We start from the raw sequence: 21,128 nt of genomic DNA, 5'->3' as shown, positions 1-21,128 counted from the left end.
ATGCGAACCGACTCTTCTCCCGGCACCCTGCCGGCGCGGGAGCACCTCCCGGCCACAGACGCCGGAACGCCTGTCCTGGACGTCGTGATCCCCGTCTTCAACGAGGAGAAGGACCTCCAGCCGTGTGTGCTGAGACTGCGCGAGCACCTCAAGCACACGTTCCCGTACACGTTCCGCATCACGATCGCGGACAACGCGTCGACGGACACCACCCCCCAGGTGTCCGCGCGGCTGGCGGCGGAACTCCCGGAGGTGCGGGCGTTCCGGCTGGAGCAGAAGGGCCGCGGCCGGGCGCTGCGGACCGTCTGGTCCGCGTCGGACGCCCCCGTCCTCGCCTACATGGACGTGGATCTGTCCACCGACCTCAACGCCCTGCTGCCGCTGGTGGCGCCGCTGATCTCGGGCCACTCCGACCTGGCGATCGGCTCCCGGCTCGCCCGTAGCTCCCGGGTGGTGCGCGGGCCCAAGCGGGAGTTCATCAGCCGCGCCTACAACCTGATCCTGCGGGGCTCGCTCCAGGCCCGCTTCTCGGACGCCCAGTGCGGTTTCAAGGCGATCCGCCGCGATGTCGCGCAGGTGCTGCTGCCGCTGGTGGAGGACACCGGCTGGTTCTTCGACACCGAGATGCTGGTGCTCGCCGAGCGCGCGGGACTGCGTATCCACGAGGTCCCCGTCGACTGGGTCGACGACCCGAACTCCACGGTGCACATCGTGAAGACGGCGACCGACGACCTCAAGGGTGTGTGGCGGGTCGGCAAGGCCCTGGCCACCGGGTCGCTGTCCCTGGACCGGATCACCCGGCCGTTCGGCGACGACCCGCGCGACCGGGAGATCCAGGACGTACCGAAGGGGCTGGCCCGCCAACTCGTCGGGTTCTGTGTCGTCGGCGGGCTGTCCACCCTCTTCTACCTCCTGCTCTACACCCTCTTCCGGCAGTTCGGCGGCTCCCAGGTGGCCAACGCGCTCGCGCTGCTGGTCTCGGCGGTCGCGAACACCGCGGCCAACAGGCGACTGACCTTCGGGGTGCGCGGGCGGGGCGGCGCCGTCCGACACCAGGCGCAGGGGCTGGTCGTCTTCGGTATCGGCCTCGCGCTGACCAGCGGCTCCCTCGCCGCCCTGAACGCGGCGAGCTCCGAGCCGGCGCACTCCACCGAGCTGGCGGTCCTGATCGCCGCGAACCTGGCGGCGACCGTGCTGCGCTTCCTGCTCTTCCGGGCCTGGGTGTTCTCGGACCGGCGTGCGGACGACAGCCCGTACACCGTCCCCGTCCCGCACGACCCGGCCTCCCCCGCCCACACCACGGCGCCGCAGGCTCAGCAGCCGTACGCCCCTCAGCCCTACGGCGGGCAGCCGTACGCACCTCAGCCCTACGGCCGGCAGCCGTACCCACCACAGCCCGACGGACAGCACCGGTACGTCCAGCAGCCGCCGCTCCCGCAGCGGCCCACGGCGCCGACGTACACCAGCGGGCCCGAGAGCTCGTACCAGACCACCCAGTTCCGCGCCGGTGAAGCCGCGGACCGCACCCGGGGGGACGCGACCGCGCAACTGCGGCCGGTGCGCCCCGCCGACACCGACCCGAGGAACTCCTGATGAGCACCGACACCGACCGGACGACCCCACCGGGCCCCAGCGCCTGGGGACCGCCGACGGCCACCACGAGTACGGCCGTGCGCGAACCGTCGCTTCCCGAGGCGCCCCCGCCGACCGCTCCCGAATCCGGTGAACCCCGGCAGCCGTTCGTACGGAGACTGTGGCGGGGCCGCCCCGAGGACCCGCGCTGGGCGCGCCCGGCGTTCCTCGGCCTGCTCCTCGTGACAGCCGTGCTCTACCTGTACGACCTGAGCGCCTCCGGATACGCCAACTCCTTCTACTCCGCGGCCGTCCAGGCCGGCAGCGAGAGCTGGAAGGCGATGTTCTTCGGCTCGCTGGACGCGGGCAACGCCATCACCGTCGACAAGCCCCCGGCCTCGCTGTGGCCGATGGAGCTGTCGGTCCGGATCTTCGGCCTGAACTCGTGGGCGATCCTGGCCCCCGAGGTACTGATGGGCGTCGGCACGGTCGCCGTCGTGTACGCCTCCGTGCGCCGCCGGTTCAGTCCCGCGGCCGGTCTGATCGCGGGCGTGGTGCTCGCGTTCACCCCCGTCGCGGCGCTGATGTTTCGGTTCAACAACCCGGACGCCATGCTGGCCCTGCTGATGGCTCTGGCCTGCTACTTCGTCGCCCGGGCCGTGGAGGACGGCCGGACGAGGTGGCTGGTGTGGGCCGGGGTCGCGATCGGTTTCGCGTTCCTCGCGAAGACCCTGCAGGCCTTCCTGATCCTGCCGCCGCTGGCCATCGTGTACGCGGTCTGCGCGCCGGTGAGGCTGAAGAAGCGTTTCGGGCAGCTGGCCCTCGCGACGGTCGCGCTGGTCGTCTCGGGCGGCTGGTGGGTCACGATCGTCGAGCTGTGGCCCGCCTCCTCCCGCCCCTACATCGGCGGTTCGCAGAACAACTCCTTCCTGGAGCTGACCTTCGGCTACAACGGCCTCGGCCGGCTGAACGGCGACGAGACCGGCAGCGTCGGCGGCGGTGGTGGTGGCGGGAACACCGGTAGCGGCATGTGGGGCGAGACCGGCTGGGACCGGATGTTCAACTCCGAGATCGGCGGCCAGATCTCCTGGCTGCTGCCCGCCGCGCTGATCCTGCTGGCCGGCGGCCTGGTCGCCACCCGGAAGCTCAAGCGGACCTCGACGACCCGCGGCCTGTTCCTGGTGTGGGGCGGATCGCTGCTGATCACCATGGCCGTCTTCAGCTACATGGCGGGGATCTTCCACCAGTACTACACGGTCGCCCTCGCCCCCTACCTGGCCGCAGTTGTTGGCATGGGCGCGGGGCTCCTGTGGGAGAGGCGCTCCGACATCCGGGCGTCGCTCACCCTGGCGGCGGCGGTGGTCGCGAGCGCCGCCTGGGGCTATGTCCTCCTCAACCGCACTTCCGACTACCTGCCCTGGCTCAAGTGGCTGGTCCTGGTCGGGGGATTGACCGGGGCGCTCGGGCTGATCTTCGTCGCCCGGCTGGGCAGGCAGCTCGCGCTGGCCGCGGTGGGGCTGGGCCTGGTGGCCGCACTGGCCGGGCCGACGGCGTACACCCTCAGCACCCTGGGGGAGGGCCACACCGGCTCCATCGTCACGGCCGGTCCGGCGGGCGCGAGCATGATGGGCGGCGGTCCGCGTGGCGGCCGGGGCGGCTTCGGGGGCGGTGGGATGCCGGGCGGGCAGAACGGCAACGGCCCAGCGCAGGGCCAGAACCCGCAGGGCAACGGCTTCCCGGGTGGCGGCGCCGGCGGCTTCGGCGGCGGGATGCCGGGCCAGAACGGCAACGGCACACCTCAGGGCCAGGGCCAGGGCCAGAACCAGCAGGGCGGCCCGACGATGGGCGACGGCGGCGGCATGCGCGGTGGTGGCGGTGCCGGTGGCCTGCTCAACGGCGCCTCCGTCAGCTCCGAGGCCAAGAAGCTGCTGGAGGCCGACTCCGACACCTACACCTGGGCGGCCGCGGCCATCGGCGCCCAGAACGCCGCGAGCTACCAACTCGCCACGGGTGACGCGGTGATGGCGATCGGCGGCTTCAACGGCACCGACCCGTCCCCGACGTTGGCCCAGTTCAAGACCTACGTGGCGGACGGCAGGATCCACTACTTCATCTCCTCCGGCACCGGCGGCGGCATGAGCGGCGGCAGCGACGGTACGTCCTCGCAGATCACCACCTGGGTCGAGGCCAACTTCAAGAAGGTGACGGTCGGTTCGGCCACCTTCTACGACCTGACACGGAAGGCATGACCAAGCAACAGGCGTGAGTGCTGTACGTCGTATAGCAACTGCTCTACGGTGTACGGCATGACCGCATCCCCCCAGGAACAGGCCCCAGCTCCCGCACGGGCCGACGGCCACCCCCAGCGCTGGCTGATCCTCGGTGTCATCTGTCTCGCGCAGCTCACCGTGCTGCTCGACAACACCGTCCTGAACGTGGCGATCCCCTCGCTCACCCGTGAGCTGGACGCGTCCACCTCCGACATCCAGTGGATGATCAACGCGTACTCGCTGGTGCAGTCCGGCCTGCTGCTCACCGCGGGCAGCTCCGCGGACCGCTACGGCCGCAAGAAGCTGCTGGTGGCGGGGCTCGCCCTGTTCGGCATCGGTTCGCTCGTGGCGGGTCTGGCGACCACCAGCGGTCAACTGATCGCGGCGCGCGCCGGCATGGGTGTCGGCGGGGCACTCCTGATCACCACCACGCTCGCCGTCGTGGTCCAGATCTTCGACGACACCGAGCGGGTGAAGGCGATCGGGCTGTGGTCGACGGTCAACTCGCTCGGGTTCGCCGTCGGCCCGCTGCTCGGCGGGGTGATGCTCGACCACTTCTGGTGGGGCGCGATCTTCCTCATCAACATCCCGGTCGCGGCCATCGGTCTGATCGCCGTGCTCGTCCTCGTCCCCGAGTCCAGGAACCCGCAGGGGGACCGCCCCGACCTGCTCGGCGCGCTGCTGTCCACCATCGGCATGACGAGCGTCGTCTACGCGATCATCTCCGGACCGGACGACGGCTGGACCTCGGCGCCCACCCTCACCTCCGCCGCGATCGGGGTCGTGGTGCTGGGCGGGTTCGTGGCGTGGGAGCTGCGCACCCCGTACCCGATGCTGGACATGCACTTCTTCCGCAACCAGAGGTTCACCGGAGCCGTCGCGGGCGCGGTCCTCGTCGCCTTCGGGATGGCCGGATCGCTCTTCCTGCTCACTCAGCACCTCCAGTTCGTGCTCGGATACGACCCGTTGGAGGCCGGTCTGCACACGGCGCCGTTCGCGCTCACCATCGTCGCGCTGAACCTCACCGGGGTGAGCGCGCTGCTCCTGCCGAGGCTGGGCACACCGCTGACCATCGCGTCCGGGATGACCTGCCTGGCGGCGGGGCTCGCGTCGATCGCGCTGCTCGGCGGGGACGGGTACGGCGGCATGCTGCTCGGGCTGATCATCATGGGCGTCGGTGTCGCCTTCGCCATGCCTGCCATGGCCAACGCGGTGATGAGCGCGATACCGCCCGAGAAGGCGGGCGTGGGCGCGGGCGTCAACGGGACGCTGGCGGAGTTCGGGCAGGGGCTTGGGGTCGCGGTGCTCGGCGCCGTACTGAACTCACGGTTCGCGGCGGCGGTTTCGGTGGCGGCGGTCTCGCTGCCGACGGCGTTGGCCGAAGCCGGGTCGGCCGGGGAGCGGCGGCAGATCACGGACGCGTTCGCCTCCGGGCTGGAGACCAGTCAGTTGGTGGGGGCGGTGGCCGTGCTGTTCGGGGGGTTGGTCGCCGCCGCGTTGTTGCGTCGGGCTGAGCGGGCAGACTCCGCTTAGTGGCCCGGGTGGCCAGGTCGGTCGGCGGCCGCGGGTCCGCCGTGTCGTGGTCGCGCGCCACGCGGCGGTGCCGCATCCGGGTGCGGGCCGGCGCCCGGCCGGGCGCCTAAGCTGGCCGGCGTGTGACGTCGAGGAAGGTGCGCCATGGTGAAAGCGGCCCAGCGGGCGGCGCGGACCAGTGTGTGGCTGGAGGGAAAGGCGCGTCGCGGTGGGCGGGGTGGCGGGCAGCCGTCCGGGCTGGACCGGGAGCGGATCACCGAGGTCACCGTGCGGCTGCTGGACTCCGAGGGACTGGACCGCTTCTCCATGCGTCGGCTCGCCGCCGAGCTGAACGTCACCGCGATGTCCGTCTACTGGTACGTCGACACCAAGGACGACCTCCTCGAACTCGCCCTGGACGCGGTCTTCGGCGGGCTGGACCTGCCCGACCCGGACGCCGACGAGGACTGGCGCGACCAGCTGCGCACCCTGGCCCGGGCGTACCGGGCCCTGCTGGTCCGCCACCCCTGGCTGTCGCCGCTGGTCGGCCGCTACCTCAACATCGGCCCCAACAACATGGCCTTCGTCCGGGTGATGCAGCGCGTCATCCGCAAGGCCGCCCTGCCCGTGCACGGCGTCACCGGGGCCATCTCGGCGGTCTTCCAGTTCGTGTACGGCTACGGCACGATCGAGGGTCACTTCTTCGCCCGGGTCGCGGACGCCGGCATGTCCCCGGACGAGTACTTCCGGCACTCCCTGAGCACGGTGACGCTGGCCCCGGACGCCGCCGAGGTGATCCAGGAGTCCACGGAGATCATGGAGGCCCGCGGCGGCGACACGGTCGAGGAGATGATGGAACGCGACTTCGAGTTCGCGCTGGAGCTGCTGCTGGCCGGGATCGAGGCGATGGTGGAGCGGGGCCGGGACAGGCCCTGAGGGCGCCCTACGGGGTGCCGTTCAGCCCTCGTTCACCCCTCGTCGCCGGAGACCAGCCGGGCCGGGAAACCGCCGGTGGCGACCGGGCCCCAGCGGTCCGGCGTGATCCGGATGATCGACTTGCCCTGCTTGAGCATGGCCGCCCGGTACTCGTCCCAGTCGGGGTGCTCGCCGGCGATGTTGCGGTAGTACTCCACGAGCGGCTCGACGGAGTCCGGCGAGTCGACGACCTCGGCGGTGCCGTCGACCTGGACCCACGGCCCGTTCCAGTCGTCGCTCAGCACGATCAGGCTGACCCGCGCATCCCGCCGGGCGTTGCGGGTCTTGGCGCGTTCGGGGTAGGTGGACACGACGATCCGCCCGGAGTCGTCGACGCCGCAGGTCAGCGGAGACCCCTGCGGGCCACCGTCGGACCGGCGGGTCAGCAGGATCGCGTGGTGCCGGGGCCGTACGAAGTCCAGCAACTCGTCCAGCGATACGGAGGTGTTGGTCGCGATGTTCGGTGCCATGGCGTCAGCCTAGGACCCCGGCCCACGACAGCCGCCCAGGACACCCGCGCACGGCACCTGTCCCGTACACCAGTACGCCACGGGTGGCGCGCCCTACTCCTTCAGCGCCTCACCCAGGTTGTCGTACACCGGCACGTCCCGCCGCGCCCCCGTCAGCTCCAGCACCCGGTGGGCGGCCCCGTCGGGCAGCGCCACCACCCGCACCCGCACCCGGGGACGCAGGCGCAGGCGGACCTCGTCGATGAGGCGGACGCCCTGGGAGTCCATGAAGCGGGTCGAGGTGAGGTCCAGCACCAGGACCCGCAGCCGACCGGTGCGGGCGTCGGCGGCGGACATGACCCGGCGCAGCAGGCTCTCGGCGTTGCTGTGGTCGATCTCGGGCGGGAGGACCATCAGCGTCGTGCAGCCGGGCAGATCACGTAGATCACGCAGCTCGCAGGGATGGGGGAGGAAGGTCACGACACTCACCTGGCAGACGTTCGTCCGGATTCAGGGGAGGCCACTTCCTGACCTGTCGTCCCCCATTCCACCACGCCGACCACCGCGCCCGGAAGTGGTCCCCGCCTCCGTCAGCCGGGCGTCACTTCGACGCAACCAAGCAAGTAAAGTGCTGTCCATCCTGTGCTCGCAGTCAGGAATGTGCTGCGGAGCTCTCCTGCGCACGTCCTTTGGGCGTGCATGCCGAAGAGGTTCGTGGTGGCTGCGTCCGAGTTTCCTGTTTTGCCCCCCTTTGCCGCCGATTTCGAGCTGGCGGAGGCCTTGACGGTGGCAGCTCAGCAACTGCACGACACGCTGACCCCGCAGAACACCATGCGCACCGCGGTCCGGCTGGCCGTACACCTGCTGCCCGCCGCCGACCACGCCGGCATCTCCGTGATCGAGCGCACCCAGCACCGCCGTGCCGTCGCCTGGACCGACGACGTGGTGCGTTCGGCGGAGTCCCGGCACACCGGACGTGACCAGGCGCCGTACTGGGAGAACCTGTGGACCACGCCCGTCGTACGGCTGGAGGACAGCGAGGCCGACGACAGCGGCACCGCCCTGTCCGAACTGGGCCTGCGCTCCGCGCTGGCGCTGCGGCTGCGCGCCGACCGCCGCCGGCTGACCGTCCTCACGGCCTACTCCCGCAAGCCGCGCGCCTTCGACGAGGCGTCCACCCGCCTGGGCCGGCTGTTCACCGCGCACGTCAGTCTCGCCCTCGACTCGGCCACCGTCCGGGAGCAGTTGACGGAGGCGATGCGCACCCGGGACCTGATCGGGCAGGCCACCGGCATCCTCATGGAACGGATGGACATGGACGCGGCGGAGGCGTTCGAGTCCCTGGTCAAGGCCTCGCAGCGGGAGAACATCAAGCTGCGCGACCTGGCCCGGCGCATCGTGGATGCGAACAACGCCACATGACCGGCCGGGAAAGCCGGGGAGTTAACAGGCGTTGACGGGATATCCGTACGGTCATGAGCCCCGAGATGTCCGACACGCTGGAAATGGCCATCGTGCGCAGCAACGGTCTCGACACGCTGTTGCGCGATCTGACCGACCGCGCGGTGCAGGCAGTACCCGGCGCGGTCGCGTGCAGCATCACGGTGCGCCGCGCCGACCGGCTGCTGACCCTGGCCGGCAGCCAGGGCCTGCCCAACGGCCTCGACCAGCGCCAGTACGAACACGACTCGGGGCCCTGCGTGGAGGCCGCCGAGACGAGCCGCGAGCAGTACGCACCCGACCTGGAGACGGAGACCCGCTGGCCCAGGTACACGTCGTACGCGCTCTCCACGGGCGTGCGCTGTGTGCTGGCGATCCCCATCGAGGTGGAGGGCGAGAGGGGCGCCGCCCTCAACCTCTACGGTGTCGAGACGGGGTCGCTGGGTCCGGGCAGGGGCGCGGCCTTGGCCTTCGCCGCCCGGGTGGGTGACGCGATCAACGTCGCCCTGCGCGTCGAGCGTCGCCAGGAGTCGGTCGCCGACGTGCGCACCGCGCTGCTCTCCCGCAGCGTCATCGACCAGGCCGTCGGCATCCTCATGGCGCAGGAGCGGATCGACGCCCAGATCGCCCTGGAACGCCTGCGCCGGGTCTCGCAGAACCACAACGTCAAACTCCGTGACCTGTGCACCGACCTGGTGGCACGGATGAGCCGCGGCGACGGGCGCGCGTCCGACCGCTCGTCCGGACGGAACTGAGTTCGTACGGACGCCTGCGCTGTCGGGCCCGCAGCACCTACCGTGGCCCGCATGAGCGCGGAAGACCTCAGTCGCGAGGACCAGTGGCCGCTGCCACCCGCCTGGATGTGGGACTGCGCCGAGTGCGTCCGCCGCTACGAGGCGATGAAGCACGTGCAGGCCGTCATCGCCGGGCTCACCGCGGAGGACCCCGGCGTCGACTGGGACGTCACCGACAGCGTCGTCGGCACGCAGATCAGCCTGAGCCGTCATCTGGCCGAGGCGCACCGCGCGTCACTGCCCGACTGGGACCCCTCCTGTACGACCTGCGCCGACCACCGCGACTCACTCGCCAGGGCGTCCCGGTCTCCCGAACTGCTCCCGGGCGCGGTCATGGTGGCCGAGGAGCACCGCGCCCGTCATCTGTTCGCCCCGCCGCGCGTCGTCGGACTGATGTAGGCGTTGCCGGGCAGGACCGGCCTCATGAAAGGACCCCCTCAGGCCGCCTGCGGCAGCGACTCCCCCTGCACCGCCTGTACGTCCAGCTCCACCTTCAGCTTCGTGCCGATGGCGGCGATGCCCGCCTGGACGACCTGGTTGTAGTTCATCGCGAAGTCCTCGCGGTGCAGTTCCGCCGTCGCCCGGTAGGCCGCCCGGGTGCCGCCCCAGGGGTCGGCGCCGGTGCCGAGGTAGGCGAGGTCCAGGTCGACCGGCCGGGCGACGCCGTGCAGGGTCAGCTCCCCGTGCACGGTCCAGCGGTCCGAACCTGCCGCCGTCAGCCCGGTCGAGTGGTACGTGATCTCCGGGAACCGCTCGACGTCCAGGAAGTCCGCGGACCTCAGGTGGGTGTCGCGCATGCCGTTGCCGGTGTCGATGGACGCCGCCTGGATGACCGCCTCCACCCGGGACTTGGTCACGTCGTCCGGGGCGACCTCGATCGAGGCCGTGAACTCCGTGAACCGTCCGTGCACGGTCGAGATGCCCAGGTGCTGGGCGGCGGCGGCCACAGTGGAGTGCGCCGGGTCCACGGTCCACGGCCCCGGCGGCGGCAGTTCGGTCCCGCCCTGCCGGGCCAGCGTCACCGTGCCGACCTCGGCCCGGCCGCTCGCCGTGACCACGGCACTCGCGGCGGCGGGCGCGTACCCGACGGCCGTGACGATGACGGTGTACGCCCCCGGCGCCAGCGCGGTCGTGTCCCGTACGGCACCCTCGGCGTCGGCCTCGGCGCGCAGCACCTGCGAGCCGGTCATGTCGGTCACGGTGACCACCCCGTGCGAGACGGCCCATCCGTCTCGCGTACGGATCTTCGCGGTCAGTCCCATCACGTTTCTCCCTGCGAAAGTATTACAAATTGACCATAAAGAGACCGGCCCGTGCCAGGCACGCTCCGAGGGAGACGTGCCCGGCACGGGCCGGGTCCGAACTACTCGCCGGGGTGGGAGAGTTCGATGTCGTGGCCGTCGACGCCCTGGCCGTGCACAGTCAGCGCGGTCGCGACCGGTGCGTACCCGGTCGCGATGACCGTGTAGTCGCCCCCGTCCAGATCGGTGAAGGCGTACGCCCCGTCGTCCCCGGTGGTGGCGGTGGCGACCACGTTGCCGGCCGCGTCGACCAGGGTCACCCGGGCGTCCGCCAGCGGACCGTGCGGCGCCCGCACGACCCCCTGCAGCTGGGCCCCCGCGTCCAGGTCCACCTCGACCCGGGTCACCCCGGTGCCGCCGACCTCCACCGGCAGGGCGCGCGGACGGTATCCGGCGGCGTTCACCGCGACCGTCACCGCACCGGGCACCAGCTCCGTGAACGAGAACTCGCCCTGCTCACCGCTGACCGCGGTGGCCAGCAGGTCCCCGCGCACGTCGGTGACGATGACCATGGCGTCCTTCACCGGGCTGCCGGTGTGGGCGGCCCGCACCAGCCCGCTCAGGCCACTGGTACCGCTCAGCAGGATGTCGTACGCCACCGGCTCCTCGCCCACCACGACGGTGGACGCCTGCGGCTGGAAGCCGTCCGCCGAGGCGATCAGCACGTACGAGCCCGTGCCCGGAGCGTCCAGCCCGTAGGAGCCGTCCGACTGCGCGACCGCGCGGCCCAGCTGACGGCCGGCCAGCGAGATCAGCGTCACCGCCGCACCCGGGACCGCGACACCCTCCGCGCCGCGCACGAAACCGTGCACCGGCACACCGGACGAACCCTCGGGACGGGCGATCGTGGCCACCGCGGCGAGCCGCTGCGTGCCCTCGGGACCCGTCCGGGTCTCGGTCGTGGACTCGGTGACGGCCCAGCTCGGGACGTGCGCCTGGGCGGAAGCGGGAGCACCGGCGGGAGTCCCTGCCGCGGGAGTCTGCGCCTCGGCCGGTGCCTGCACCTCGGCGGGAGTCTGTGCGGCGGCCGGGGCCGCCTGGTCCGGGGTCTCCTCCGAGGCGGTCTGCGCGAGTGCGCCCTTCGTCCGCAACGGGACCTCCTTGATGAACAGCGTGATGAGGAAGGCGAACAGGGCCAGGCCCGACGCGATCAGGAAGACGTCGGCGATGCCGTGGCCGTACGCGCTCTCCATGACCGTGCGCAGCGGCGCGGGCAGCTTGTCCATGTCCGGGATGGAGCCGGAGTCGGAACCCCCGGCCATGGAGGCGTACTTGGGGCCGAGGTCGGCGATGCCGTCCTTGGCGTAGTCGGTGATGCGGTGGGCCATGACGGCGCCCAGCGCGGAGACACCGACCGCACCGCCGAGGGAACGGAAGAACGTGACCGTGGAGCTGGCCGAGCCGAGGTCGGCGGGGGCCACCTGGTTCTGCGTGGACAGCACCAGGTTCTGCATCATCATGCCGATGCCGAGGCCCAGCAGGGCCATGAAGATCGCCATCTTCCAGTAGTCCGTGTCGTACCGGACGGTGCCCAGCAGGCCCAGGCCCGCCGTGACCAGCACGCCGCCGGTGACCAGCCAGACCTTCCACTTGCCGGTCCGGGTGATGAACTGCCCGGAGACGGTGGAGGAGATGAACAGACCGCCGATCATCGGGATCGTCATGACACCCGACATCGTCGGCGACTTGTCCCGGGCCAGCTGGAAGAACTGGCTGAAGAAGACGGTGCCGGTGAACATCGCGACGCCCACGAAGAGCGAGGCCAGCGACGACAGGGTGATGGTGCGGTTGCGGAACAGCCGCAGCGGGATGATCGGTTCGCTGGCCTTGGACTCGACGAGCACGAACAGCAGGCCGAGCACGATCGAGCCGCCGACCATCGCGTAGGTCTGCCACGACACCCAGTCGTACTTGTCACCGGCGAAGGTGACCCACAGCAGCAGCAGGGAGACCGCGGCGGAGATGAAGAACGCGCCGCCCCAGTCGACCTTCACGTCCCGCTTCACCACGGGCAGGTGCAGGGTCTTCTGCAGCACGATCAGCGCGATGACCGCGAACGGCACACCGACGTAGAAGCACCAGCGCCAGCCGAGCCACGAGGTGTCGGTGATGACACCGCCGAGCAGCGGACCGCCGACGGTGGCGATGGCGAAGGTCGCGCCGAGGTAGCCGGAGTAACGCCCGCGCTCACGCGGCGAGATCATCGCGGCCATCACGATCTGCGCGAGGGCGGACAGACCGCCGACGCCGATGCCCTGCACCACTCGGCAGGCGATCAGCATGCCCGGGTTCTGTGACAGACCCGCGGCGGCCGATCCCAGCACGTAGATGACGAGGGCTATCTGGACGAGAGCCTTCTTGCTGAACAGGTCGGAGAGCTTGCCCCACAGGGGCGTGGCCGCCGTCATGGACAGCAGCGCGGCGGTGACGACCCAGGTGTAGGCGGACTGGCCGCCGCCGAGGTCGCCGATGATCTCGGGAAGCGCGTTGGTGACGATCGTGGACGACAGGATCGCCACGAACATCCCGAGCAGCAGCCCGGAGAGCGCCTCCATGATCTGCCGGTGCGTCATCGGCTCGCCGTCGGAGGCCCCTCCTCCGTGCTTGGTGTGGGCCCGCACACCGGCTGGTGTGGTCGTTGCCATGAGCTTCCTTCTCTTACTTGGTGATCGCGGGTGTACGGGTGGACCGGTCCGTGGACCGTTCGAGCGAGGGCGTGGTGGGCGGCCGGGGTTCCGGATGCGTGACACGGCAGTCGTCGAAGCTCGACCTGAGCCGCGTCATGAGGTGGGTGAGCTGTACGACCTCGTCGTCACTCCAGTCGTCCAGCCGTTCGGCGAGCATCTGGCACGTCCGTCGCGACAGCTCGTCCAACCGGTCCCGGCCCGCGGGCGTGAGGCGCAGAATGCGCGAGCGTTTGTCCGCCGGATCGGGGGAGCGTTCGATCAGACCCCGGTCGGCGACGTGGGCCACGTGCCGGCTGGTCACCGACATGTCCACGGCGAGCAACTCGGCGAGCTTGCTCATGCGCATGTCGCCGTAGCGGCCGAGGAGGGTCAGCACGGCGGCGGAACCACTGGGGCAGTCGGGCGGCAGAAGACGTCCCAACTCCCTGCGTACGGCGCCGAAGGCACTGAACTGACGCATCAGCTCCTCGTACTGCGCCTGCCCTGCCATCACACCTCCCTTGTTTGTTGCTTAGGGCAACCATAGAAGCTGTTGGTTGCTACAGGCAAATAGAATCCCGGGGCAGCCATCCAAAAACTTGGCAAAGGCATGTATTGCGAACGTAAACGTGCAGGTAAGGGGGTGTTGTGAGGGCTGACGGTCTCCACTTGGGCCTCACCCCCGGATTCGCTAGGGTCTCGGGGCATGGCTAACACCCAGGGCCCCCAGGGCAACAACGACCCGGCCGGCAGCACCCAGATGTTCCGCGCGTTCGTCGACGAGGCCCCTCAGGGCCGCCGGCAGCAGGCTGCTGCCGCCTCCAGCGGTCCCCGCCTCGGCCTCATTCTCGGCGTGGTCGCCGCCGTGGTGGTCGTCGCCGCCGTGGCCTGGCTCGCGCTGAAGTAACCACGCGCGCTGAAGTAACCACCTTCACCGGCCGGTCGCCTCGCACGTCCGATGTGCGTGCCCCGGCGGCACGCACCCCCTCTCGGTTTCGCTCCGATCGGGGGTACCCCCCTCGCGTCGACGCACACCATCCGGGTACTCAGCCGTGCGCGTACGCCCGAACTCGGGGTGCCCGAACTCGGGGTGCTCGGAGTCAGGGTGCTCGGACGCGGGCGGAAGCGAGCTGTCCGTCCCGCCGTCGTGCCACCGCCGTACCCGAGCGCCGGGGTGGGGCCGACGGCCGTGCCTGTGCCGGCCGGTCGGCACCGCCTCGTCGCCTCGCCGTCTCCGCCCGCGGCCAGGTCCGCGTCAAGACGGACGACGGCCGCCGACGCGCCGATCAAGGCGCCCCGACGGCCATGTGCTCACGTCGCTCGGAGCACCGCCGTCATGGGCTGGCGCTCCGTCATACCGGAACCCGGGTCAGTCCGAGATGAGGCCTTCCCGCAGCTGCGACAGCGTCCGCGTCAGCAGCCGGGAGACGTGCATCTGGGAGATGCCGACCTCCTCGCCGATCTGCGACTGGGTCATGTTCGCGAAGAAACGCAGCATGATGATCTGCCGCTCGCGGGGCGGGAGCTTGGCCAGCAGGGGCTTGAGGGACTCGCGGTACTCCACACCCTCCAGGGCGGTGTCCTCGTAGCCGAGGCGGTCCGCGAGGGAGCCCTCGCCGCCGTCGTCCTCCGGGGCCGGGGAGTCCAGCGAGGAGGCGGTGTACGCGTTGCCGACCGCGAGGCCGTCGACGACGTCCTCCTCCGACACCCCGAGCACCGCGGCGAGTTCGGCCACCGTGGGCGAGCGGTCCAGCTTCTGGGAGAGCTCGTCGCTGGCCTTGGTGAGGGCGAGCCGCAGCTCCTGGAGGCGACGCGGGACGCGCACCGACCAGGACGTGTCTCGGAAGAACCGCTTGATCTCGCCGACCACCGTCGGCATCGCGAACGTCGGGAACTCCACGCCCCGTTCGCAGTCGAAACGGTCGATCGCCTTGATCAGGCCGATGGTGCCGACCTGGACGATGTCCTCCATCGGCTCGTTGCGCGAGCGGAAGCGCGCGGCCGCGTAGCGGACCAGCGGGAGGTTGAGTTCGATGAGGGTGTCCCGGACGTACGCGCGCTCGGGGCTGTTCTCGTCGAGTGCGGCAAGCCGCAGGAAGAGGGAGCGGGACAGGGTGCGGGTGTCGAGAGCTCCCGAGCTCGGGAGGGCCGGGGCCGGCGCGGCCTCGACGGCCGTTACGTCGTCGAGTGCGGGCGCAGGCTCGCTCTTTGTGAGCGTGAGCACCTTCGAGCTGCCCTGGTCTGCGGACATGCCACCCCCTTTGGGTCGCGAGGACGGTCGTGGCGGACGCTCCCACGGAGGAACGCAGCCTTCACCTGAATACCGGAGCCGAAGCCTCGGCAAACGCGCTTCCCGCAGAATGTCACATGTCGGCAACACGCTGTAGATACATGTCGACATACGAGACGCGAATACGCCCTGGAAGGAGGGGGTCTGACGGTCTTTCGACACAGAAATGCAGGGATCCGCGCTGGTGAGCGATTCGCTCGCGACGGTGACTCGTCGCTCATGTATTCGGTTATGCCCCGAACCGGTATGCGGTTACGCCTCGATCCGGTTCGCCGAACGCAATCGCTGGAAGCTACGCGCGAGTAGCCGCGAGACGTGCATCTGGGACACGCCGAGTTCCGCGCTGATCTGCGACTGGGTGAGGTTGCTGTAGTAGCGCAGCAGCAGAATTCGCTGTTCCCGTTCCGGAAGCTGGACGAGCAGATGGCGGACCAGGTCGCGGTGCTCGACGCCGTCCAGGGCCGGGTCCTCGTAGCCGAGCCGGTCCAGCAGTCCTGGCATGCCGTCGCCCTCCTGGGCGGCCTCCAGCGAGGTGGCGTGGTAGGACCGTCCGGCCTCGATGCAGGACAGCACCTCCTCCTCGGTGATCCGCAGCCGCTCGGCGATCTCGGCGGTCGTCGGGGTGCGCCCGAAGGACGTGGTCAGGTCCTCGGTCGCCCCGTTGACCTGTACCCACAGCTCGTGCAGCCGTCGCGGTACGTGGACCGTGCGGACGTTGTCCCGGAAGTACCGTTTGATCTCGCCGACCACCGTGGGCATCGCGAACGTCGGGAACTGCACGCCCCGGTCCGGGTCGAAGCGGTCGATGGCGTTGATGAGCCCGATGGTGCCGACCTGGATGACGTCCTCCATCGGCTCGTTGCGGGAGCGGAAGCGGGCGGCCGCGTAGCGCACGAGCGGGAGGTTCGCCTCGATGAGCGCCCCGCGCACCCGGTTGTGCTCCGGCGTACCCGGTCGCAGGTCCTTGAGCTGGGCGAAGAGCACCTGGGTGAGGGCCCGGGTATCGGCACCGCGGCTGCGTTGGGGTGCCGTCGGCACCGGGGGCTGGGCGGGAGCCTCTTCCTGAGGCGGCGCAGTACTGGCCGACACGGACAACGCCACCTCTTCATCGGTCTTCACCATCGGTCAACTCATCCATCAAAAGCGGTCATAGCATCACAAGACATGTGCACTGTGTGCAAGCACCGCATAACACCGTGTTGAGGGAAGAATTGGGCTGTAAAGACCAAAGCCCCCCGCCGTGCAGGCGGGGGGCTCCGAAGGCGGCGTCGCTCAGTACTCGTAGTCCGCGATCACCCAGGTGGCGAACTCTTTCCACAGGGTGACGCCGGCCTGGTGCGCCGGGTGTTCCAGGTACCGGTGCAGCGCGGCCACGTCGTCGAAGCCGGAGTTGATGGCGAAGTCGTACGCGATGGGCCGGTCGCTGAGGTTCCAGCCGAGCTCCCAGGAGCGGATCTCGGGAATCGTGCCGTCGAGGGAGCGGAAGGCCTCCTCGCCCTTCGCGACCCGGGGGTCGTCGCGCTCGACACCCTCGTTGAGCTTGAAGAGGACCAGGTGGCGGATCATGAGTTCCCTCCCTGGGCGACCCAGGACATGAAGTCGCCGATGGACTTCGCGGCGTCCGATATGCCCTCGAAGCCTATCTGGACGTAGTCCGCGGCCTTGGCCGGGTCCGTGATGATCACATACAGCACGAAGACCACGAGCACATAGACGGCGATCTTCTTCGAGTTCACCGCCATCGCGGCCTCCCCTGTCTCTCCTGTCACGGAGCCTGCTTCTGGCACGCCCGACGCGGGCACATGATCGCACGAAGGGCCCCGTCTGACGACGGGGCCCTTCTCAAGCGGTAGCGGAGGGATTTGAACCCTCGGTGACTTGCGCCACACTCGCTTTCGAGGCGAGCTCCTTCGGCCGCTCGGACACGCTACCGAGGGAGACCTTACAGCAAGGCGGGGGATGGTTCGAAATCCGTTTCCCCGGCCCTTGTGACGGCAGGTCAGCGGGTCCGGAAGAAGTCGGTGAGCAGCCCGGCGCACTCCTCGGCGAGCACTCCCTCGATGACCTCCGGCCGGTGGTTGAGCCGCCGGTCGCGGACGACGTCCCAGAGGGAGCCGGCTGCCCCCGCCTTCTCGTCCCGGGCGCCGTAGACCACCCGGTCCACGCGGGACTGGACGACGGCGCCCGCGCACATCGTGCAGGGCTCCAGCGTCACGACCAGCGTGCAGCCGGACAGCCGCCACTGGCCCAGCTCGGCGGCGCCCCTGCGGACAGCGAGGACCTCCGCGTGGGCCGTGGGGTCACCGGTGGCCTCGCGTTCGTTGTGTCCGGCCGCCAGCACCGTCGTGCCGTCCGGGGCGAGCAGGACGGCGCCGACGGGGACGTCCCCGTCGCGGCCGGCCTGCTCGGCCTCGGCCAGGGCGAGCCGCATCGCGGCCCGCCACCGGTCACGTACCGGGTCCGGCGGTCCTGGCAAGGAGCTGTCTGTCAGCGGACCAACTCCAAGGTCTCCGAGGCGCCCAGGGACTCGGCGATCTCGGTGACCGCGTCCGTGGCGAGCGCCTTCAGCTCCTTCTCGCCGACGCCGAGATCGTCGAGGATCTCGGCGTCGCCGACCGGGCCGTGCGGCACGGCCTCGGCGGAGCCGGCGGCGTCCGGGCCGTCGTCGTCCTCGTCGTCGTCCTCTCCGTCCTCGGTGCCGTCGAGGTCGAGGGAGTCCAGGTCGGCGAGGTCGTCGTCACCGGGATTCCGGCCGAGCAGTTCGTCGGTGAGCAGGATCTCGCCGTACGAACTGCGAGCGGCGGCGGCGGCGTCCGAGACGTAGATACGGGGGTCGTCCTCCCCGTCGATGCGGACGACGCCGAACCAGGCGTCCTCCTGCTCGATGAGGACCAGCACCGTGTCGTCCTCGAGCGAGGCTTCCCGGGCCAGGTCGGCCAGGTCCGACAGGGTTTCCACATCGTCGAGTTCCGTGTCGCTCGCTTTCCACCCGTCTTCGGTGCGCGCGAGCAGTGCGGCGAAGTACACCGTGACTCTCCCACTGGTCATAGGCGTGCCGGTTGGAGGTCCCCCCGGCGGAGGTCGAGGGCGGGGAGAGCTGGGCTCCAAGCCCCACCCACTCGGAATCGTGGCAGAAACTAGACGCTCAGGGGACTTCTTCGGCTCCCTGTGTGTCCGGTTGCCGCCGGTCTCGTGGCAGCGGAGGTTCCGTCGAGGCCTCACCAGCGCACTCGTTGCCGCCAACAGCGGATCGTACGCGGCTTTCTAGCCGCCCACGCACCGCCACCCGCACAACATGCGCGCGGCGCGTGATCTTTCCCCGACGCCGCCCTTTCGGCGTGTCCTGGCCCCCGCGTCCCTCACCAACGGAAGGTCCGCATGCGCATCGCGCGCCTCAGCCGGGCGGTCTTCGCGCGGCGGGGCTGGACGCGGTCGCGCAGTTCGCGGGCCTCGGCGAGGTCGCGCAGGAACTGGGCGCGGCGCCGTCGGCGCTCGGCTTCCGTCTGCGGAGCGTCCGCGCTCCGCGGTACGCCGGGTATCTCCGGCCTTCTCGAAGCGCCCGGTGTCTCCGGCGCGTTCGAGGCGTACCTCGGGCTCGGCTGCTTGTGTGTCCCCGGCGGTGTGCGCGGCGACGGATTCTTGCGGGTTTCCCGGTCAGGCATAGGTTCACCACCCCAGTCCGTCCCTCCCACCTTCCCCCGGACCGGCGGTTTGACGCCAGTGAGCCGGCGAAGCGGGTGGCCCGGGGCTTGCCCCGTCCGGGGGGATCCGGCTCCAGCGGGCCCGGTTACTGTTGTCGCCATGCGTCTCCACGTCGTCGACCACCCCTTGGTCGCCCACAAGCTCACCGCGCTGCGCGACCAGCGCACCGACTCCGCGACCTTCCGCCGTCTCGCCGACGAGCTGGTCACCCTGCTCGCCTACGAGGCCACGCGCGACGTGCGCACCGAGCAGGTCGACATCACGACGCCGGTCGCCGGGACCACGGGCGTCAAGCTGTCCCACCCGCGTCCGCTGGTGGTGCCGATCCTGCGGGCCGGCCTCGGCATGCTGGACGGCATGATGCGGCTGCTGCCGACCGCCGAGGTGGGCTTCCTCGGCATGATCCGCAACGAGGAGACGCTGGAGGCCTCCACGTACGCCACGCGCATGCCGGAGGACCTCTCCGGGCGCCAGGTGTACGTCCTGGACCCGATGCTCGCCACCGGCGGCACCCTGGTCGCGGCGATCCGGGAGCTGATCGGGCGCGGCGCCGACGATGTGACGGCCGTGGTGCTGCTGGCCGCCCCGGAGGGCGTCGAGGTCATGGAGCGCGAGCTGGCGGGCACCCCGGTGACGGTCGTGACGGCCTCCGTCGACGACCACCTCAACGAGAACGGCTACATCGTCCCGGGCCTGGGCGACGCGGGGGACCGGCTGTACGGGGCGGCCGAGTAGGACCGCGCCTTCGTTCCCGTACCGTTTCCGCGCGATTCCGTACGGTTCTGGACGGCTTGTTCCGTGCGGTTTCGGTTCGTGTGTTTCGGTACGACGCTCAGCAGGTCTTCTTCGACGAGGTGGACGCCGGCTGGGGCTCGGCCAGTTTGGCCAGGGCCTTGTCGGCGTCCTTCTTCGTGGTGAGGGTCTTGAAGCCGTTGCCGAGGACGAGGTCGATGTCCGTGCCCTTGCGGGCGGCGTCGGTGCGGCGCTCGGCCGTGCCGAGCTGGGTGGCCAGGACGGGCAGCGAGGTGTTCAGGGAGGACGCGGGGCCGAGCAGCATCCCGGTGCCCTTGACCTTCTTGTCGTACTCCTTGGTCGCGTTGCCCACGTCGCCGATCTTGAAGCCGCGCTTCTTCAGCTCGTCGGCGGTCTGTTTGGCCAGGCCGCTGCGGGACGTCGCGTTGAACACGTTGACGGTGATCCGGCGCGGCTCGGGCACGGCGGCACCGGCGGACGCCGAGGGGGTGGCCCGGGTGCCGCAGTCGGCCTTGGAGCCGGCCGCGGCGGCCTTCTTGCCGCCGCCGGTGAAGACGTCGATGAGCTGCAGGGTGCCCCAGCCGATCAGGCCGAGCGCTGCCGCGGAGGCGACCGCCGCGAGGGCGAGCCTGCCGCGCCGCCGGGATCGGCGCATCCGGGGGTATTTGTCTCCCGTGATCCGGTACTTGCCGCCCATGCCGGGGGGAGTCAGCATGCTCATGGGCGCAGCGTAGTGCGCCCGGGCTGCGATTCCTACTAGATGATCATCGGACGCGGCGCGGTCCAACCCGAAAGGGCCAACCCATATCGAGGCAAGCCATACCGAGCCGAGACCAGCTCACCCGCACCCATCCGACCCATGCCGAACCGACCCGTCACCGGGCGGGTCGTCGCTGGGGCGGGGCGCCGGTCGCGTCCGTCGGTTACGTCCGCCGTCGGTCGCGGTCGCGTTCGCCGGTCGGGCTCGTCAGTCGAGTTCGAGCACGCGCGCGTGGAGTACCTGGCGCTGCTGGAGCGCCGCCCGGACCGCGCGGTGCAGGCCGTCCTCCAGATAGAGGTCGCCCTGCCATTTCACGACATGCGCGAAGAGGTCGCCGTAGAAGGTCGAGTCCTCGGCGAGCAGGGTTTCCAGGTCGAGCTGGCCCTTGGTCGTCACGAGCTGATCGAGGCGGACCGGGCGCGGCGCGACGTCCGCCCACTGCCGGGTGCTTTCCCGGCCGTGGTCGGGGTACGGCCGGCCGTTTCCGATGCGCTTGAAGATCACACGGAAAGCCTACCGGGCGAGCCTCGCCGGGCGCAGCCTCCCGGCTCGGCTCGCGCGAGCACGTGTCGATGGTTTCTGGTCAATATCGGTCGAAGGGGGGTGTGCGATCCGGGCGCCGGCACCTGTGCGAGGCCGGTGCC

The 21,128-nt window shown here is 70.4% G+C and carries 23 protein-coding genes and 1 tRNA gene; 9 read left to right on the top strand and 15 right to left on the bottom strand.

The window, feature by feature from the left end; all coding sequences use genetic code 11:
• The 4 genes from ABZ027_RS05480 to ABZ027_RS05465 all read left to right on the top strand — a co-directional run bounded on the left by ABZ027_RS05480 (nt 1) and on the right by ABZ027_RS05465 (nt 6,290).
• The gene (locus tag ABZ027_RS05480) at nt 1-1,593 is read left to right on the top strand and encodes a glycosyltransferase (protein ID WP_356764603.1); all 1,593 of its coding nucleotides are present in this window, start codon (nt 1-3) and stop codon (nt 1,591-1,593) included.
• Nucleotides 1,593-3,821, top strand: coding sequence for a glycosyltransferase family 39 protein (locus tag ABZ027_RS05475; RefSeq protein WP_356764601.1), 2,229 nt, complete (start codon nt 1,593-1,595; stop codon nt 3,819-3,821). The genes ABZ027_RS05480 and ABZ027_RS05475 overlap by 1 nt, the downstream gene beginning before the upstream one ends.
• Before the next feature lie 57 nt (nt 3,822-3,878).
• Nucleotides 3,879-5,375, top strand: coding sequence for an MFS transporter (locus tag ABZ027_RS05470; protein WP_356764599.1), 1,497 nt, complete (start codon nt 3,879-3,881; stop codon nt 5,373-5,375).
• A gap of 144 nt (nt 5,376-5,519) precedes the next feature.
• Complete coding sequence (locus ABZ027_RS05465; protein ID WP_356764597.1) at nt 5,520-6,290, top strand: TetR/AcrR family transcriptional regulator; 771 nt, start codon at nt 5,520-5,522, stop codon at nt 6,288-6,290.
• 32 nt (nt 6,291-6,322) lie between these two features.
• Here ABZ027_RS05465 and ABZ027_RS05460 read toward each other — a convergent pair whose 3' ends face one another.
• Both ABZ027_RS05460 and ABZ027_RS05455 read right to left on the bottom strand, forming a co-directional pair.
• Nucleotides 6,323-6,799 (bottom strand): PPOX class F420-dependent oxidoreductase, encoded by a 477-nt coding sequence (locus ABZ027_RS05460; RefSeq protein WP_356764595.1) that lies wholly within the window; start codon nt 6,797-6,799, stop codon nt 6,323-6,325.
• A 93-nt stretch (nt 6,800-6,892) separates the two neighbouring features.
• Entirely contained in the window at nt 6,893-7,267 is a 375-nt protein-coding gene (locus ABZ027_RS05455) for an STAS domain-containing protein (RefSeq protein ID WP_356764593.1), read from the bottom strand.
• Nucleotides 7,268-7,477: 210 nt separating this feature from the next.
• On the opposite strand from ABZ027_RS05455, the gene ABZ027_RS05450 reads away from it, so the two are divergent.
• From ABZ027_RS05450 to ABZ027_RS05440, 3 genes are read left to right on the top strand one after another with little or no spacing between them, the layout of a single operon-like run.
• A complete protein-coding gene (locus ABZ027_RS05450; RefSeq protein ID WP_356764591.1) occupies nt 7,478-8,200 on the top strand; it encodes an ANTAR domain-containing protein in 723 nt (240 codons plus the stop codon).
• Nucleotides 8,201-8,253: 53 nt separating this feature from the next.
• Nucleotides 8,254-8,973 carry a GAF and ANTAR domain-containing protein gene (locus ABZ027_RS05445; protein ID WP_356764589.1) on the top strand — a complete coding sequence of 240 codons (720 nt, stop codon included), beginning with the start codon at nt 8,254-8,256 and terminating at the stop codon, nt 8,971-8,973.
• Between the two features lie 51 nt (nt 8,974-9,024).
• On the top strand, nt 9,025-9,411 hold the full coding sequence (locus ABZ027_RS05440) for a hypothetical protein (RefSeq protein ID WP_356764587.1): 387 nt from the start codon (nt 9,025-9,027) through the stop codon (nt 9,409-9,411).
• Nucleotides 9,412-9,449: 38 nt separating this feature from the next.
• Here ABZ027_RS05440 and ABZ027_RS05435 read toward each other — a convergent pair whose 3' ends face one another.
• The 3 genes from ABZ027_RS05435 to ABZ027_RS05425 form a co-directional block, all read right to left on the bottom strand.
• Nucleotides 9,450-10,274: a YceI family protein gene (locus tag ABZ027_RS05435; protein ID WP_356764585.1), complete on the bottom strand. Its 825-nt coding sequence runs from the start codon at nt 10,272-10,274 to the stop codon at nt 9,450-9,452.
• Between the two features lie 101 nt (nt 10,275-10,375).
• A complete protein-coding gene (locus ABZ027_RS05430; RefSeq protein WP_356764583.1) occupies nt 10,376-12,958 on the bottom strand; it encodes an MFS transporter in 2,583 nt (860 codons plus the stop codon).
• Between the two features lie 13 nt (nt 12,959-12,971).
• Nucleotides 12,972-13,490 (bottom strand): MarR family transcriptional regulator, encoded by a 519-nt coding sequence (locus ABZ027_RS05425; RefSeq protein ID WP_356764581.1) that lies wholly within the window; start codon nt 13,488-13,490, stop codon nt 12,972-12,974.
• 195 nt (nt 13,491-13,685) lie between these two features.
• On the opposite strand from ABZ027_RS05425, the gene ABZ027_RS05420 reads away from it, so the two are divergent.
• The gene (locus ABZ027_RS05420) at nt 13,686-13,886 is read left to right on the top strand and encodes a hypothetical protein (protein ID WP_356764579.1); all 201 of its coding nucleotides are present in this window, start codon (nt 13,686-13,688) and stop codon (nt 13,884-13,886) included.
• Nucleotides 13,887-14,348: 462 nt separating this feature from the next.
• Here the strand turns inward: ABZ027_RS05420 and ABZ027_RS05415 are convergent, their stop codons facing one another.
• The 8 genes from ABZ027_RS05415 to ABZ027_RS05380 all read right to left on the bottom strand — a co-directional run bounded on the left by ABZ027_RS05415 (nt 14,349) and on the right by ABZ027_RS05380 (nt 18,931).
• Nucleotides 14,349-15,230: an RNA polymerase sigma factor SigF gene (locus ABZ027_RS05415; protein ID WP_356764577.1), complete on the bottom strand. Its 882-nt coding sequence runs from the start codon at nt 15,228-15,230 to the stop codon at nt 14,349-14,351.
• 291 nt (nt 15,231-15,521) lie between these two features.
• A complete protein-coding gene (locus tag ABZ027_RS05410; RefSeq protein WP_356764575.1) occupies nt 15,522-16,391 on the bottom strand; it encodes an RNA polymerase sigma factor SigF in 870 nt (289 codons plus the stop codon).
• Nucleotides 16,392-16,541: 150 nt separating this feature from the next.
• Nucleotides 16,542-16,835: a Dabb family protein gene (locus ABZ027_RS05405; protein WP_356764573.1), complete on the bottom strand. Its 294-nt coding sequence runs from the start codon at nt 16,833-16,835 to the stop codon at nt 16,542-16,544.
• Complete coding sequence (locus ABZ027_RS05400) at nt 16,832-17,011, bottom strand: hypothetical protein (RefSeq protein ID WP_356764906.1); 180 nt, start codon at nt 17,009-17,011, stop codon at nt 16,832-16,834. Before ABZ027_RS05400 ends, ABZ027_RS05405 begins: the two co-directional genes overlap by 4 nt.
• Before the next feature lie 105 nt (nt 17,012-17,116).
• Nucleotides 17,117-17,201, bottom strand: a tRNA-Ser gene (locus tag ABZ027_RS05395).
• A 67-nt stretch (nt 17,202-17,268) separates the two neighbouring features.
• Nucleotides 17,269-17,700, bottom strand: a complete 432-nt coding sequence (tadA, locus tag ABZ027_RS05390) for a tRNA adenosine(34) deaminase TadA (RefSeq protein ID WP_356764904.1) — start codon at nt 17,698-17,700, stop codon at nt 17,269-17,271.
• A 56-nt stretch (nt 17,701-17,756) separates the two neighbouring features.
• Nucleotides 17,757-18,296 (bottom strand): hypothetical protein, encoded by a 540-nt coding sequence (locus ABZ027_RS05385; protein ID WP_356764903.1) that lies wholly within the window; start codon nt 18,294-18,296, stop codon nt 17,757-17,759.
• 332 nt (nt 18,297-18,628) lie between these two features.
• Nucleotides 18,629-18,931 carry a hypothetical protein gene (locus ABZ027_RS05380; protein ID WP_356764571.1) on the bottom strand — a complete coding sequence of 101 codons (303 nt, stop codon included), beginning with the start codon at nt 18,929-18,931 and terminating at the stop codon, nt 18,629-18,631.
• 139 nt (nt 18,932-19,070) lie between these two features.
• On the opposite strand from ABZ027_RS05380, the gene upp reads away from it, so the two are divergent.
• Nucleotides 19,071-19,706 (top strand): uracil phosphoribosyltransferase, encoded by a 636-nt coding sequence (gene upp / locus ABZ027_RS05375; protein WP_356764569.1) that lies wholly within the window; start codon nt 19,071-19,073, stop codon nt 19,704-19,706.
• 97 nt (nt 19,707-19,803) lie between these two features.
• Here upp and ABZ027_RS05370 read toward each other — a convergent pair whose 3' ends face one another.
• Nucleotides 19,804-20,445, bottom strand: coding sequence for a LytR C-terminal domain-containing protein (locus ABZ027_RS05370; protein WP_356764567.1), 642 nt, complete (start codon nt 20,443-20,445; stop codon nt 19,804-19,806).
• A gap of 246 nt (nt 20,446-20,691) precedes the next feature.
• On the bottom strand, nt 20,692-20,988 hold the full coding sequence (locus ABZ027_RS05365; RefSeq protein WP_003999914.1) for a type II toxin-antitoxin system VapB family antitoxin: 297 nt from the start codon (nt 20,986-20,988) through the stop codon (nt 20,692-20,694).
• Between the last annotated feature and the right edge of the window lie 140 nt (nt 20,989-21,128).

Source organism: Streptomyces sp. NPDC006332 (assembly GCF_040612855.1).
Taxonomy (GTDB): Bacteria; Actinomycetota; Actinomycetes; order Streptomycetales; family Streptomycetaceae; genus Streptomyces.
The sequence above is the reverse complement of the archived record's forward strand: the minus strand, read 5'-3'. Positions and strand labels throughout refer to the sequence as shown.

Coding starts and splice junctions, on each gene's coding strand:
- ABZ027_RS05480 (WP_356764603.1), top strand. CDS start 1: ATGCGAACCGACTCTTCTCCCGGCACCCTGCCGGCGCGGGAGCACCTC.
- ABZ027_RS05475 (WP_356764601.1), top strand. CDS start 1,593: ATGAGCACCGACACCGACCGGACGACCCCACCGGGCCCCAGCGCCTGG.
- ABZ027_RS05470 (WP_356764599.1), top strand. CDS start 3,879: ATGACCGCATCCCCCCAGGAACAGGCCCCAGCTCCCGCACGGGCCGAC.
- ABZ027_RS05465 (WP_356764597.1), top strand. CDS start 5,520: ATGGTGAAAGCGGCCCAGCGGGCGGCGCGGACCAGTGTGTGGCTGGAG.
- ABZ027_RS05460 (WP_356764595.1), bottom strand. CDS start 6,799: ATGGCACCGAACATCGCGACCAACACCTCCGTATCGCTGGACGAGTTG.
- ABZ027_RS05450 (WP_356764591.1), top strand. CDS start 7,478: ATGCCGAAGAGGTTCGTGGTGGCTGCGTCCGAGTTTCCTGTTTTGCCC.
- ABZ027_RS05445 (WP_356764589.1), top strand. CDS start 8,254: ATGAGCCCCGAGATGTCCGACACGCTGGAAATGGCCATCGTGCGCAGC.
- ABZ027_RS05440 (WP_356764587.1), top strand. CDS start 9,025: ATGAGCGCGGAAGACCTCAGTCGCGAGGACCAGTGGCCGCTGCCACCC.
- ABZ027_RS05435 (WP_356764585.1), bottom strand. CDS start 10,274: ATGGGACTGACCGCGAAGATCCGTACGCGAGACGGATGGGCCGTCTCG.
- ABZ027_RS05430 (WP_356764583.1), bottom strand. CDS start 12,958: ATGGCAACGACCACACCAGCCGGTGTGCGGGCCCACACCAAGCACGGA.
- ABZ027_RS05425 (WP_356764581.1), bottom strand. CDS start 13,490: ATGGCAGGGCAGGCGCAGTACGAGGAGCTGATGCGTCAGTTCAGTGCC.
- ABZ027_RS05420 (WP_356764579.1), top strand. CDS start 13,686: ATGGCTAACACCCAGGGCCCCCAGGGCAACAACGACCCGGCCGGCAGC.
- ABZ027_RS05415 (WP_356764577.1), bottom strand. CDS start 15,230: ATGTCCGCAGACCAGGGCAGCTCGAAGGTGCTCACGCTCACAAAGAGC.
- ABZ027_RS05410 (WP_356764575.1), bottom strand. CDS start 16,391: ATGGTGAAGACCGATGAAGAGGTGGCGTTGTCCGTGTCGGCCAGTACT.
- ABZ027_RS05405 (WP_356764573.1), bottom strand. CDS start 16,835: ATGATCCGCCACCTGGTCCTCTTCAAGCTCAACGAGGGTGTCGAGCGC.
- ABZ027_RS05400 (WP_356764906.1), bottom strand. CDS start 17,011: ATGGCGGTGAACTCGAAGAAGATCGCCGTCTATGTGCTCGTGGTCTTC.
- tadA (WP_356764904.1), bottom strand. CDS start 17,700: ATGCGGCTCGCCCTGGCCGAGGCCGAGCAGGCCGGCCGCGACGGGGAC.
- ABZ027_RS05380 (WP_356764571.1), bottom strand. CDS start 18,931: ATGCCTGACCGGGAAACCCGCAAGAATCCGTCGCCGCGCACACCGCCG.
- upp (WP_356764569.1), top strand. CDS start 19,071: ATGCGTCTCCACGTCGTCGACCACCCCTTGGTCGCCCACAAGCTCACC.
- ABZ027_RS05370 (WP_356764567.1), bottom strand. CDS start 20,445: ATGAGCATGCTGACTCCCCCCGGCATGGGCGGCAAGTACCGGATCACG.